This is a genomic window from Acinetobacter higginsii (genome assembly GCF_000369845.1).
GTDB classification, from domain to species: Bacteria; Pseudomonadota; Gammaproteobacteria; order Pseudomonadales; family Moraxellaceae; genus Acinetobacter; species Acinetobacter higginsii.
In genome coordinates this window covers 300,037-314,441 of the sequence record NZ_KB850213.1, presented here as the reverse complement: position 1 = coordinate 314,441, position 14,405 = coordinate 300,037, and the positions used below count along the sequence as shown (strand labels likewise).

Below are 14,405 nucleotides of genomic sequence, written 5' to 3'. Positions count from 1 at the left end.
GATAGAACAATGAAAGTGCCGTAATAATAAATGAGAAGTGTTTTCATTTGCAACTATTTTTTCTTGTATATTCACTAACCATTGAAAAATAGGTATAAAAAAACATGCCTTTCGGCATGTTCTCTTTACATATTGAAACAAAGCGATGAATTAGAACACCACTGTTTTGTTTCCATCCACAATGATACGGTCTTCTAAATGCCATTTTACTGCACGTGCCAATACGTTACGTTCAACGTCTTCGCCTAACTCACGTAACTGCTCAACGTTATAATCGTGGCTCACACGCTCAACATCTTGCTCAATGATTGGGCCTTGATCAAGATCAGCCGTCACATAGTGTGCGGTTGCACCAATCAGCTTCACCCCTTTCTCATAGGCTTGCTTGTATGGATTTGCACCCACGAAAGCAGGTAGGAAAGAATGATGAATATTGATGATCTTCATTTCCCACTTAGCAACAAAGTCTTCACTCAAAATCTGCATATAACGCGCCAAGATCAATAGATCATTGCCCTGCATCATTTCATCAATTTGAGCATACGCTTCAACTTTATTGTCTTTATTGACCGGTACAACATGGAATGGGATACCAAAGTTTTCAACCGATTCACGCAAATCTGGATGGTTTGAAATGACTTGGGTAATTTCACATGGCAATGAACCACGTGCATGGCGCCATAACAATTCCAATAAAGCATGGTCTACTTTAGAAACTAAAATACCGACCTTTTTCAACTCACCAACAAAAGTAAGCTTCCATTGCATTTCATAACGTTCAGCAACATTGGCAGCAAAGGTCTGCATCAACGCTTCTTTACGAGACTGTAAATGATCAATTTCAAACTCAACACGCATGAAATAACGCCCGCCTTGAGCTTCTGTTGCGTACTGATCAAGTGCGGTAATGTTTGCTCCCTGATGATACAAAAAGCTCGATACGGCTTGCACGATCCCCGGCTTGTCTTCACAAGTAATCAGTAATCGCGCTGTGTGGGCTGTAGTCGTGTTCATTTGGTTAATATCACTTATTCGAATCAAATTAAAATCAAGCCGAGCATTCTAACCCTTTTTTGCTATTGACTAAATAGCTGCTGACGATCTATTCATCATCATTTTTAAGATTAGACAAACTCGCGAACAAGTCTGATGGTCCAAGTGATTTCAATAACTGCTCATAGGTTTGGCGACTTTCACCCATTAAATATGGTCCTTCTAAGAACACCATTTGTCGCAATGCTTGCCAAACCCACTTTTCTTCCAGACGATTGTTATCGCTGATATGACCAGACATATATAAGAAGTTGGTCCAGTTGGTCAGCACAATCCACAAGTTGATGATCAAGGCTTCAATTTCTGAATCGGTCATTTTCATCAGACCCGCATCTACGAAGGCACGATAAATTCTTTGCCCCTGCTGCATCACCTGCCCAGCAAAACGTGGATAGATTTTCCGGAAGTCTTCATTATTTTCGACCAGATGATAGACATCACGATGAATAAAACGATAGGCCCACAACTGATTACTGAGTACTTGAAAATAGCTAATTTTATCATTGGCATTCAATGGACGATCCGTTGGCAAGGCCAACATTTCCAAGGTTTCTGCCTGATATTGCTGTGCCAGTTCTTTAATAATTTCCTGCTTGTTACGGAAATGATAATACAAGTTGCCTGGGCTAATCCCGAGTTCAGCCGCGATGTGGTTGGTTGTGACCGAACGCTCTCCACGCTCATTAAACAACTGCAAACTGATTTGCAGAATTCGATCTTTTGTTTTATTCGGTTTAGCGTGCGACATTGATTTTAACCATCTATAACATAATCAATAGGTTATAAAACAAACCTATAAAGCGACTTGACACTTTAGAGTATTTACTCTAAAAATTAAAAAATAATAAGCTTTCTTTTGGTCCACTCCTATGAACAGTCAAACAAAAACAACCGCTATGACACCTCATGTTGATGTGAAACGGCTACATGATTTGCTTGAGCAGCAAAAAGCAGCTTACCAACGCCATCCTGTGCCAAGCGCCAAAGAACGTATTGAACGCTTAGCTCGACTTAAAAACATCTTGATAAAGTATCAAGATCAATTTGCTAACGCAATTAGTCAAGATTATGGCAACCGTGCCATTATGGAAACCAAAATTGGCGAAGTTCTGACTTGTTTAGAACATATCAAGTACTATAGCAAAAACTTAACTGAATGGATGAAACCATCTAAACGCCATATCAGCATGTTACACCAACCAGCAAAAGGCTGGGTAGAATATCAACCATTGGGTGTCATCGGGGTGATTGCACCATGGAACTACCCTTTATTACTTTCAGTCGGCCCATTGATCTGTGCTTTGGCTGCTGGTAACCATACCATGATCAAAATTTCGAGTGCTTCTTCAAATTTTGGCTATGTACTTGAAAATGCCCTTTCTGAAGCATTCCCACAAGAGTTGGTTGCTGTAGTAAATGGTGGTGGCGTTATTTCAGATGCATTCAGTCATCTCGCTTTTGATAAAATGATTTTCACAGGCTCAACCTCTGTCGGTAAAACAGTCATGGCAGCGGCAGCAGAGAATCTTGTTCCAGTGATTTTAGAGCTTGGCGGAAAATCGCCTGCACTGGTTCATTCAGCCATGAATATTCGCGACGTGGCACAACGTATTGCGGTAGGTAAGCTATGGAATGCAGGTCAAACCTGTGTTGCACCAGACTATATGTTCCTACCTAAAGGCAAAACAGCTGAGTTCACCAAACACTACAATGACTTTGTGACCACAATGTACCCAAGCTTGCGTGACAATAAAGATTACACCTCTATTGTGAATGACAAGCAATATAATCGCCTACAAGGTTACTTAGAGGATGCTCGTAACCAAGGTGCAACGATTGTTGAACTAAATGCCAAGAATGAGTCTTTAACTGAAGTTCGTAAGATTGCGCCGACCTTATTAACAGGCGTGACCACTGAAATGGAAATTATGAAGAATGAGATCTTTGGTCCAATTCTGCCTATTTTAGAATACGACCATATCGACGATGCACTTCAGTTCATTAATAGTCGCCCACGTCCATTAGCTTTCTATTACTTCGATATCGATAGTGCACGTGCTGATTATGTCGCAGGACGTACCCATTCAGGACATTTTGGTATCAACCAAGTTCTTACCCACGTGGCGCAGGATGATCTGCCATTTGGTGGCATTGGTGCATCAGGTATGGGCAAATATCATGGTAAAGAAGGCTTCTTTAGCTTCTCACATGAACGTTCAATGATGTCAAACCCAGTGAGCCCTAAACTTTACAGTTTAAAATTCATCCTACCACCTTATAATAAAGCAACGCATAAACTGCTTTTAAAAACACTATTTCGTTAAGCTGGTTAAGGCATGAGCTATCACACCAGTTCATGCCTTGTTTTTACCAAATTCGCTTGTCTTTTAATCGTATTTTTGGTATAAAACGCCCCTTGAATGATTTCATCCGTTTACTTGAATGGCTAGTTGCACGAAACAGTGCTATATAAACTAGCAATGGAGTTCACCATGTCTAAGGTTTGCCAAGTTACCGGCAAGCGTCCTATCGTTGGTAACAACGTATCGCACGCAAACAACAAAACCAAACGCCGGTTCGAGCCGAACCTGCACCACCACCGTTTTTGGTTAGAAAGCGAAAAGCGTTTTGTACGTCTTCGTCTAACTACTAAAGGTATGCGTATTATTGATAAATTGGGTATTGAGAAAGTTGTTGCTGATCTCCGTGCTCAAGGTCAAAAGATCTAAGGAGTCTGAACAATGCGTGATAAGATTCGCCTCGTTTCTACAGCTGGTACTGGTTATTTCTATACCACTACTAAGAACAAACGTACTATGCCGGAAAAAATGGAAATCAAAAAATTTGATCCAAAAATCCGTCAACACGTAATCTTCAAAGAAGCTAAAATTAAATAATTTTAGTTCTTTAAAAAAACGACTTCTCTTGAAGTCGTTTTTTTTGCCTAAAAAATGTATTTTATTTAAATGAAATGCTTGAAAATGACTTACATGATTTTTTTTGATAAATAAAAAAATTGTCATCAACAAATTCGATTTTAGTTGTTACACTTTATTCGCTGTTTTCTTGGCATGTTTTATGCTCATTTATTTTCCCCTTAACCGCAAAGATTAAGGAACCGCAATGCCACATGATGTTGATTTAATTATATTACTTGCTGTTGGTTTTGGTATGGCCCTTATTTTTGGCTATATCGCAGCACGTCTACGTCTCCCTCCTTTGATTGGTTATTTAGTTGCAGGCATTATTATTAGTCCCAATACGCCTGGCGTAGTCGGTGACATGCAGCTCGCCAATCAGCTGGCTGAACTGGGGGTAATGTTCCTCATGTTCGGTGTCGGGATGCATTTCTCCCTCAAAGATTTACTGCAAGTACGTCGTATTGCTGTGCCTGGCGCAATTTTGCAGATTGCGGTGGCAACCTTACTTGGGATCGCAGTCTCTATGTTTTGGGGCTGGAGCTTTGGCTCTGCACTGATCTTCGGCTTAAGCTTATCTTGTGCCAGTACTGTTGTTCTGCTCAAGGCATTGGGTGACCGCGGCTTACTGGACTCAGTGAATGGAAAAATTGCTGTTGGCTGGCTCTTGGTTGAAGACCTCGTGATGGTTTTAGCCTTGGTCCTTCTACCCGCAACAGCGGTATTACTCGGTGGACAGGCACTACCTGGGACAGATACATCACAAAGCATCTGGATCACGATTGGCATTACCCTGCTCAAAGTGACAGGCTTTATCGCCTTCATGCTGATTATTGGTAAGCGACTTGTACCCATGATCATGCAATTCGTGGCACGTTTAGGTTCTCGTGAGCTGTTTACACTCACTGTTGTTGCAGCTGCGGTTTCAATTGCATACGGCTCTTACGCGGTGTTCGGCGTATCTATGGCCCTTGGCGCATTCTTTGCGGGTATGGTGGTAAAAGAGTCTGACTTTAGCCACCGTGCAGAAGAGGAAACATTGCCATTACGTGAAATTTTCGCAATTTTGTTCTTTGTTTCAGTCGGCATGCTGTTTGATCCGAGCATTCTGGTAGAAGAGCCGTTACGTATTTTAGCTGTCGTTGCGATTATCATGGTGGGCAAGACCCTAGCGGCTATGGCGCTGGTATTGTTCTTCCGCTACCCAATTAATACCGCCTTAACCGTAGGCGCAAGTTTGGCGCAAATCGGTGAGTTCTCCTTCATCTTGGCGACACTCGGTTTATCATTAGGTTTATTGACGCCTGATGCGCAAAACCTGATTCTTGCAGGCGCATTATTCTCAATTACCCTGAACTCATTTGTGTTCTCTGCAATTGAACCTGTACAGCGCTGGATTCGTGAACGCTCGCATTTAGCACGTTTATTAGAACGTAGTGGTGACCCACTGGCCATGTTGCCCGATGAGGTAGATCAAGCTTATCTGCGTGATCAGGTGGTGATTATCGGTTATGGTGGCGTCGGCCGCCGTATTAGCGAAAATCTGATGCAACAGAATATCAAAGTCGTGATTGCAGAAGAAAATCGTGAAATTGTTGAAAAACTACGTAGCCAAGGCATTGCGGCGGTCAGTGGTGAAGCGACTGAACCCAATGTATTGATTCAAGCACATATTCAACATGCCCGTTTGCTGGTCATTTCACCGATGGATATTTTAGATATTCATCGTATCGTGGACATTTCAAAACAGCTGAATCCTGAAATTCAGGTCCTTATTTGCGCAGAGAGTAAAGAAGAAGCTGTGGTGATACGCGAAGAAAATATTGGTGAAGTGTTCTACGCCAAAGAAGAAATGGCAAAAAATATGAGCCATCATATTCTCAGTCAAATCGAACTGGCGCATCAATCCGAAACCCACTAAATATGTTCAAAAATAAAAAAGCGTACTTAAAGTACGCTTTTTTATTTTGTGAGCTTAACTCAAGTGTTGAGGTTGCTCATCGACGACTTCGGCCTGCCACTCATTCATCTGCTTTTCTAACAGACCAAACAAAGCCGCTTGAATCATGTGCTGTGCGACAGTTGCTGTTTGATCGCCAAGTATGGCTTTGACCTCATCACTAAACTGTATCTTAACTAAAGGCTCATTTTCAGAACCCGCATTGCGCAAAGCCAGCTCACCACCCTCGAGTTGGACCAACTCAAGAACTGCTTCTTGATTACCAAATAATTCTTTTAACTGTTGCATTGACATAAATTTTCTCCATGCTTCAACATGGTGGCAAAGTATTTTGCGCTCACGTCTTATTTATATAAGTACTGTTGGCATAGATTTCAAGTCGCTTTAAACATTCGACTTAGAACTCAACCATTTCATTACGGAAACCATCAATTAAATGACTCAATTCACGATGCCACTCACGTAAAATTTTGGCATCGGGCAACCAAGCCTGCGGGCTTTGAGTGACCTTGATGATCAGATTTGAGGACGTCTCATTTTCAGGTTCAGGTGCTGTTGGCTCAGGTGCATATTGACACATACGGTACGCACGCTTTAATTCTGCCACAAAACCATCTTTAGCCAATTGCTGCAAAACTAAAACCTCAGGTGAAACCTGCCCTTTATCTGCCATATGCTCTTCAATCGATTTAAAGGTCGGCTGTAAATCATTGAGACGATAATAACGTACCAATTCCTGCAAGAAAGCTAAAAGTGCACCATGCAAATGGAAAACCGCAGCTTCGCGATAGGCCTGTGCCTGCTGAATATGCTCAGTTTGCTCCGCTTGTTGACATGCAAGACGAGCAAAATACAGTTTTTGATTGGTACGATCTGCATGATAACGAGCAACACGGGACATAATATTTTCCTTCAAGATCCTTTCGCTTGGTTTAGGGACTATTGAGATTACACCTTACGAGCGATAACGCTGATTGCGCTGCGATTAAAGCAGTGCTTTACTCTTGCTCAGGGGTACAGCTGAAATATCAATAGACCCTACCTAAGATTAAATGCTTTAATGATAAAATCAATATCTTTTGAGCCTACCCATGCGTCATATTCAACAAGCCATACTGAGCTTAATATGCTGTGTGGTCATCCCAACCACCTATAGCTGTGAGCCAGCAGGATTAGACTGGGAAAAGCTCTATACAGATTATGATCTCAACCATGATCAAATGATTGATCTAAATGAATGGAAAAAACTGATCCAGCTAAAAGACCAACCCGTTGCTTGGCAAAAACAGGTTCTTACGGTCGACTCCAAAAGAATAAGGATCTTTAAAGCTTTAGACCTTAATCACAATGGTCTGATCGATCAGCAAGAAATGATCAATATCTATCAATATTTTTCAAACCCTTGTCAGGGTTGGGGTTCAACTTGGGGGAAATAACGGTAGATAAGCTATCCAATGTCCAACTCAAGCAGATAGAGTTTTCGCTTGGCAATGACTTGAATCGGTGGATCAATCGGACGAATATTGCCAATAACCCAAGCAAAATATCCTTCAGCCCAATACGTCGCACAAGCTGCGTTCATCAGATCGCCATGGATGCACGGATTCAATATCTACCAGTGCAACTGCAAAACCAACCTATTCATCCCCATCATTCAAAAGAAAGTTTTGATTCTCTACAATCATCAAATCTTTCAGTGGCAACATTTCAGGTTACCATGAGCGAACTTCAAGAGTTTTAATTTTCTTCGCTATTCGCTCAGCATTTGGTGCAACAATTGATAAAGCCGTATATTGCTTTAACATTGATAATTAAGCTTTATCATCCGCAGCTTTGACACGAATGCCTTGGCTTTTTACTTTCAAGGTATTTAAACCTTTAATTGCTTTAATCGCTTCACGTGGATTTGGCATTTCAACAAAACCAAAACCTTTCGATTTCCCCGTTGCTTCGTCTTTGACCACGACACAAGACTCAACTTTTCCATATGCTTTGAATAAGTCGAGAATTTCCGCATCAGTCACATTACGGTCTAAATTACGAACTAAAATTTTCATGCTAAAACCTAAAAGATGATTCATTGTAGAATCAATGAATCAAAAGAAATTGAATCTGCCTAGTTTAATCGAAATCAATGCCAAAACCTAAATTGATTGTAGTCGTGCGAGAACGATTGCTTTGGGCATAGGCACGTGGAATATCTCGATGAATCTGAACATCGACTAAATGTTGAGGTAAATCATTGAGGAAGTAACTTTCTATTTTTCTTCCTAGCTCATCATATTGATCTTGTGACCATAAATTTAAATTCTGTTTGGTCAAAATCAATTCATCTTCTGCACGGGTTAAGGCCACATACAGCACACGACGCTCCTCCTCAACATCATCAAAATCGCCTTGTGCACGTGCATGAGGATATTGATTCGGAGATACATGTGGGACATAACAGACTTTTTGTTCAGCACCCTTAGCTGAATGGATGGTAATCAGCGTCACTAAGTCTTGGTCAGGCGTTTTATCAATTTCGGAGATAGAAATTGGATCAAGTACATATTCCTCTAAGAACTCCCCGAGAGCACTGTGTTTACGTGCCAATTGCTTGACCAAATCAAAGTCTTTAACACGACGTGACCAATCTTTAGTTTTATAATTATTTTCCAGCTGTTCATTTAGCGCATCTAGTGCGAGGCCAATACAAGCTTCAACATGCTGCTGCAATACATCAAGCTGCATCAAAATTAAAATCGCCTGTTGTGGTACTTTGCCATGCCGCTCTAAACGTTGGCAACGGGCTTCAATATCAGGCAGTTGAATCAATTCTTGCGCCAATTTACTGGCACCCACATCGCCCACGCCATCCCAAAGCGTCAGGAAACGCATCCAGGCTAAATCATCTTGTGGGTTTACGCTGACCCGAAGTAAGCTCAATACATCTTTAACATGTGCAGACTCAAGCAGTTTTACCCCACCAACAAAACGATAAGGGATATTGGCTGCAATTAAAGCACCTTCCAAATAACGCCCACTAAAACCTGAGCGCAGCAACACCATATGTTCTGCCCAAGCCGCACCTTGCATATGACGACGATTCAAGTCCTGAATAATCCAATTGGCTTCCTCAAACTCATTACTCAAGATATGCAGTTGTGGCTTTAACCCTTTGCCCCGATAAGCCTGTAGATGCTTGTCATATTCAATTTGGCTCTGCTCCAGCAGCCAATTGGATAAATCCAAAATACCTTGGGTCGAACGATAATTCATTTCCAAAGTCAGCACTTCTGCATCGGGTACACGTTCTTTAAAATGATGAATATTTTCAAAATCTGCGCCACGAAAGCCATAAATGGATTGTGCATCATCCCCTACGCAAAACAGTTTTACCTTGCCAACTAAAGGCTGAAGCAAAGCCCATTGCAGTGGATTAGTATCCTGCATTTCATCAACTAATAAGGCAGAGCAGAAACCAGTGACCCACTTCACTAACTCTGGTGAACTTTGCAAATGCACAGCAACAATAGATAGGATGTCATCATAATCTAGAAAATTACGTTCTTGCTTGCGTTGCTCATAGGCTTTCATCAATTCAGCAATTTGAGCTTTATACTCAACCGCTTGGGGTAACTGCTCAACCAATGCATCTGACAATTTGGTTTTAGTATTCCGCGCATAAGAATACAGATCGCACAATTCTGCAGCCTTCGGCAAGACATTGCCCTTATCTTTACCACGCAATAAGCGGAACATCAGCAACTGATCATCTCGATCAATAATACTGAACTGGCTCAGCCCAAAAGCCCGTGGATTACGGCGCAATAGATACATACAAAAAGTATGAAAGGTTGATGCACGTAAACCTTTGGCCTGTGCGCCCATATGTTGTTCAACACGTGTCACGATTTCACTTGCTGAACGTCGGGTAAAAGTTAGAATCTGAATTTGTTGTGCAGCTAAACCTTGATCAATTAAATATGCTGCTCTTGCCACGATGGTTTTGGTTTTACCACAACCTGCTCCAGCCAAGACCAGACAATTTTGTGCTGTCGTTGTGGCTGCTTGTTTTTGTTGTGGATTCAGTTCATCAATTAGCTTGGCAAGCGTCATACAATCGGTCAATTAAAAACGAAATGCTATTTTAGCAGACTCAAGCCATTGAAATGTTTCCGACTACAAAAACAAAAAGAGCATGTGTATTACATGCTCTTAGTTTTAACTTGATCGTTTAAACCGTGGTTGAGCTATGTGGTAACTGCTTAATTGCACCAGCAAAAGTCAGGTAATTAATCCCTTGGAATAAAATATCAATCGCAAGGAACATCCCCAATACCCAGAACGGTGAATCAGGTGATGACAAGATCAGAATCCCGGTTAATAGGGTTAATATGCCTGAAAACAGCACCCACCCCCAGCCTGAAATTGGTCTAAGGATAAAGGCGTTCACGGTACGGATAATCCCTGCAATAATTAAGGCAACCGCCAAGAAACTGGTGAGTACCACCGCGGTAATCACGGGTGTGGTAAACGCAAAGTAACCTGCTGCCAGATACAGCACACCAAACAAGGCCCATAACCAGCGTGTGCCGCCTTTAAACACCATAAATGCAGCAACAAAGTGCAAAATACCACCCAACATCATCAACACACCGAACAGCAATACCGCAGATAGTGTTGCAAAGGGTAAAGCCGCTAAAAGAACAAGGCCAAAAATAACCAATAATACGCCCAATAACAGATACCATTTACGATCAGCGTGCAGCTGATTGCGAATTAGATCGTTACCCACTGTTTTCATCATTATTTACTCTTTTATCATCAATGTTATATCTCTATATTGATCGCGTTTTTCACTGAGTTCTGTATAAGGCATGTTGAGAATTAATGACGGAATGTCAGAAAATGGATGTTTTCTTTGATCTTTTTAAGTTGTGTCATTATTTTTTTAAAGATATGGATAAGTCTGAACTTATCCACAATTTATTTGATCCAGCCTATTTCTTGGGCGGTCAGTACACTGATCACGGTTTGCTCTAAATCGTTTGGCATTTTACTTTTGTGTTCGGACAGTGGAATCCGTCCACCCATTATTTCAGCTTTAGTTTGTGGATAGAGCGGCTGTTTATCTGCCTGTGCATAGCCAATCGGAAAAATAGGTTCACCATTGGCTAAGTTATATTTATCGGTCGCGCCAAAACCATGTAATAACTCATGTACCAATACCACATTGTTTTGCTGTGTCTGTTTAGCTGAGGCAAACAGGTTGACTGAACCAATGCGCCCACGTTCCAGCGCAGTTGAGTGCTTGAGTTCCCGACTTTGCTTCGGATCATAAAAATTCAAATACAGAGTTAAACTCGGTGAACCATCAATCGATTGGTGCTGTTTCCATGCATAGAATCGGAACTTTAGACTCCATAGAATATTATTCAGAATACTTGGCTGTTCAGACATCTTCGGTGGTGCTTGCTGCAATTCCCGCCCAATCTCAATCATAAAGTAACTGCTTTGCCCTCGATATTGCTGGCTATTTTTTTCCAGATACTGCTTCACCTCAGCAAAATCATCTTGCTGCAATTGTTGAATATACTGCTGTGTTGTAGCTAAACCATCGGCATTAATCGGATGCAACAGCACATTAATCGGCTGATTCCAATCTTGATTTTGATCACGATAAGCATTGATCGCAACAATTAACAATACCAGCAATAAACATGCAACTCGGATATTTTTCCACATGAACTTCTCCCCCAACCCAAAGTCATTATTGTTTTTCTTTATGCTATAAAAAATGCCAGCAATCGCTAGCATTTTTTTAAACTTGAATGTTTAAGCTTCTACCCATTTTCCGTCTTGGAAAACCAGACTCCACTTGGTTTGCTTGCCTTCAGCAGTCTCAGAACCTACATACTGTGCTTGGTTCTTACGGCTGAATTTCACTACCGTTGGATTACCTTCTGGATCGACATCTGGAGCTTCTAACAAGAACTGGTATTTCGGATCAAGCTGCTCAGCCACACTGCGTAATTCAGCCACTTTCGGTGCACGCGTTTCACGAATTTTCGGGAATTTGCTGGCTGCTAAGAACAGACCTGCTGCACCATCACGTAACACGAAGAAATCATCATGCTTGGCTGAACGTAAGTGTTCCATTTTGATTGGATCAACACGCGGCGGCGCTGGTTGTCCGCTCTTTAATACTTTACGGGTATTGTCACAACTTGAGCAGGCAAAGTAAGGTCCAAAACGACCTGTCTTTAACTGCATTTCACCATCACATTTATCACATGGAATGGTTGGACCATCATAGCCCTTGATCTTGAATTCGCCTTCCTCGACTTCGTAACCATCACAATCTGGGTTATTACCACAGACATGCAATTTACGACCACCATCGACCACATAGCTGTCCATTGCTGTACCGCATTTAGGACAACGGTGTTTCGACATCAAATCTGCTGTTTCAGCCCCATCATCATCCGACAATGCCGCCAAAGACTCGACTGGTGTTAAGTTGAGTGTGCCTTTACAACGCTCTTTCGGTGGCAGGTTATAACCTGAACACCCTAAGAATACACCTGTTGTTCCGGTACGAACCTGCATTGGACGCGAACATTCAGGACAAGAGACATCGGCAACTTCGACTGGCTGATTACGGCGCATGCCGCTTTCACCCTGCGCATTGGTTAAACGTTTCTTGAAATCACCGTAGAAGGTATCCAGTAACTCTTTCCAGTTACGCTCACCCATTGCGACACGGTCTAATTGGCCTTCTAAATCTGCGGTAAAGGCATAATTCATCAGGTTATTAAAACTTTCATCCAGACGATCCGTCACGATCTCACCCATCTTCTCGGCAAAGAGACGACGGTTTTCCAGTTTTACATAACCACGTTCTTGAATAGTTGAAATAATTGCAGCATAGGTCGATGGACGACCAATCCCCTTTTTCTCTAATTCTTTCACCAAAGACGCTTCAGTAAAGCGTGCAGGCGGTTTGGTAAAATGCTGACTCGGGTCAAGTTTTTCTAACTTAAGTACTTCGCCAACTTTAACCGCAGGCAATAAAATATCATCATCCGATTTATTGGCACCACGAACACGGGTAAAACCATCAAATACCAGCGTACGGCCTTTCGCCTTTAACTCAACATTTGACGCTTCAACAGTCAACGTTGAAGATAAATATTCTGCTGGTGTCATTTGACAGGCAACAAATTGACGCCAAATCAAATCATATAAACGTTGTGCATCACGCTCAACGCCCGCCAGTTTATCGCCCGTCAAAGCAACATCTGAAGGACGGATTGCTTCATGGGCTTCTTGTGCACCTGCTTTATTGCCATAGCGATTTGGCTTGGCAGGGACATATTTTTCACCAAAATTTTGTTGAATATGGTTACGCACCATATTCACAGCGTCATCACTTAAAAAGGTTGAGTCTGTACGCATATAGGTAATGAAACCACCTTCATACAAACGCTGCGCTAGCATCATGGTTTTCTTTACAGAGAAACCTAAACGCGTACTCGCCGCTTGTTGTAAGGTTGAAGTGATATACGGGGCGCTTGGATTAACTTTGGTTGGTTTATCCTCACGTAGTGCAACTTTATATTCAGCATCTTTTAATACACTGAGTAAGGCATCAGTTTCGACTTTATTTTTAAGCTTAAGCGTTTTACCTGCTTGCTTAACCGCTTCTAAGCGAATGTCTTCTTTCTTGGAAATGGTATCTGCAAAAACTTGCCAGTATTCTTCTGGAATAAATGCACGGATTTCACGTTCACGTTCAACCACCAGTTTCACTGCAACTGACTGCACGCGTCCTGCCGATAAACCACGGGCAATCTTTTCCCATAGTAATGGCGACACCATAAAGCCCACCACACGGTCTAGGAAACGACGCGCCTGTTGAGCATTAACACGGTTTAAATCAAGTCGTGTTGGCTGTTTAAATGCTTCTTGAATGGCATTCTTGGTAATTTCGTTAAAGACCACACGATGGTAGCGACTATCATCCCCACCAATGACTTCTCTTAAATGCCAAGCAATTGCTTCCCCTTCTCTATCCAAGTCCGTTGCGAGATAGATTGCATCTGCATCTTTGGCGAGTTTTTTCAGTTCGGCAACCACATGTTCTTTGCCCGGGAGCACTTCATAGTGTGCAATCCAATCATGCTCTGGATCGACACCCATACGATTGATCAATGCAGACTGTGCTTTTTCGGCTTTCTGTTGATCCGTTAATTTGGCACGGGTTGCGGGCTTCTTTTCAGTGGATTTCGCCCCGCCTCCTGTCGGTAAATCACGCACATGACCGACCGATGACTTCACCACATATTGTGAACCCAAATATTTATTAATTGTTTTCGCTTTTGCAGGCGACTCCACAATCACTAAGGCACGTTTCTTTGCAGCAGATGCGGAAGCTGCTGTGCTTTCTGAAGCAGAGCGTGGAGTATTCGCCATAATAAATCGTTTTT

The 14,405-nt window shown here is 42.0% G+C and carries 14 protein-coding genes and 1 pseudogene; 5 read left to right on the top strand and 10 right to left on the bottom strand.

Annotated elements, in window-relative coordinates:
* Positions 1-150: 150 nt before the first annotated feature.
* The gene (gene purU, locus F885_RS12495) at positions 151-1,014 is read right to left on the bottom strand and encodes a formyltetrahydrofolate deformylase (protein WP_004802565.1); all 864 of its coding nucleotides are present in this window, start codon (positions 1,012-1,014) and stop codon (positions 151-153) included.
* A gap of 88 nt (positions 1,015-1,102) precedes the next feature.
* Positions 1,103-1,801, bottom strand: coding sequence for a TetR/AcrR family transcriptional regulator (locus tag F885_RS12500; protein WP_004802563.1), 699 nt, complete (start codon positions 1,799-1,801; stop codon positions 1,103-1,105).
* A gap of 121 nt (positions 1,802-1,922) precedes the next feature.
* Between F885_RS12500 and F885_RS12505 the strand changes: the two genes are divergently transcribed.
* From F885_RS12505 to F885_RS12520, 4 genes are all read left to right on the top strand, one after another.
* Positions 1,923-3,377, top strand: a complete 1,455-nt coding sequence (locus F885_RS12505) for a coniferyl aldehyde dehydrogenase (RefSeq protein WP_005315233.1) — start codon at positions 1,923-1,925, stop codon at positions 3,375-3,377.
* A gap of 168 nt (positions 3,378-3,545) precedes the next feature.
* On the top strand, positions 3,546-3,782 hold the full coding sequence (gene rpmB, locus F885_RS12510; protein WP_004649871.1) for a 50S ribosomal protein L28: 237 nt from the start codon (positions 3,546-3,548) through the stop codon (positions 3,780-3,782).
* 12 nt (positions 3,783-3,794) lie between these two features.
* On the top strand, positions 3,795-3,950 hold the full coding sequence (rpmG, locus tag F885_RS12515; RefSeq protein ID WP_003654787.1) for a 50S ribosomal protein L33: 156 nt from the start codon (positions 3,795-3,797) through the stop codon (positions 3,948-3,950).
* Between the two features lie 226 nt (positions 3,951-4,176).
* On the top strand, positions 4,177-5,892 hold the full coding sequence (locus F885_RS12520; protein WP_005315232.1) for a cation:proton antiporter: 1,716 nt from the start codon (positions 4,177-4,179) through the stop codon (positions 5,890-5,892).
* Between the two features lie 54 nt (positions 5,893-5,946).
* On the opposite strand, the gene F885_RS12525 is transcribed toward F885_RS12520, so the two are convergent.
* A complete protein-coding gene (locus F885_RS12525) occupies positions 5,947-6,225 on the bottom strand; it encodes a hypothetical protein (RefSeq protein WP_004802556.1) in 279 nt (92 codons plus the stop codon).
* Positions 6,226-6,328: 103 nt separating this feature from the next.
* Positions 6,329-6,832, bottom strand: a complete 504-nt coding sequence (locus F885_RS12530) for a DUF6586 family protein (RefSeq protein WP_005192240.1) — start codon at positions 6,830-6,832, stop codon at positions 6,329-6,331.
* 190 nt (positions 6,833-7,022) lie between these two features.
* Here F885_RS12530 and F885_RS12535 point away from each other — a divergent pair, with 190 nt between their 5' ends.
* Complete coding sequence (locus F885_RS12535) at positions 7,023-7,367, top strand: EF-hand domain-containing protein (RefSeq protein WP_005315231.1); 345 nt, start codon at positions 7,023-7,025, stop codon at positions 7,365-7,367.
* 11 nt (positions 7,368-7,378) lie between these two features.
* Here F885_RS12535 and F885_RS21210 read toward each other — a convergent pair.
* From F885_RS21210 to topA, 6 genes and pseudogenes are all read right to left on the bottom strand, one after another.
* Positions 7,379-7,736 (bottom strand): annotated as a pseudogene (locus F885_RS21210) (ASCH domain-containing protein).
* Between the two features lie 6 nt (positions 7,737-7,742).
* Positions 7,743-7,988, bottom strand: coding sequence for an RNA recognition motif domain-containing protein (locus F885_RS12540; RefSeq protein ID WP_004802550.1), 246 nt, complete (start codon positions 7,986-7,988; stop codon positions 7,743-7,745).
* Positions 7,989-8,052: 64 nt separating this feature from the next.
* Positions 8,053-10,032, bottom strand: a complete 1,980-nt coding sequence (locus F885_RS12545) for an ATP-dependent helicase (RefSeq protein WP_005315230.1) — start codon at positions 10,030-10,032, stop codon at positions 8,053-8,055.
* Positions 10,033-10,150: 118 nt separating this feature from the next.
* Positions 10,151-10,723, bottom strand: a complete 573-nt coding sequence (locus F885_RS12550) for an HdeD family acid-resistance protein (protein WP_005200279.1) — start codon at positions 10,721-10,723, stop codon at positions 10,151-10,153.
* A gap of 179 nt (positions 10,724-10,902) precedes the next feature.
* The gene (locus F885_RS12555; RefSeq protein ID WP_005315224.1) at positions 10,903-11,661 is read right to left on the bottom strand and encodes a hypothetical protein; all 759 of its coding nucleotides are present in this window, start codon (positions 11,659-11,661) and stop codon (positions 10,903-10,905) included.
* A 90-nt stretch (positions 11,662-11,751) separates the two neighbouring features.
* Entirely contained in the window at positions 11,752-14,391 is a 2,640-nt protein-coding gene (topA, locus tag F885_RS12560) for a type I DNA topoisomerase (RefSeq protein ID WP_005315206.1), read from the bottom strand.
* Positions 14,392-14,405 lie beyond the last annotated feature (14 nt).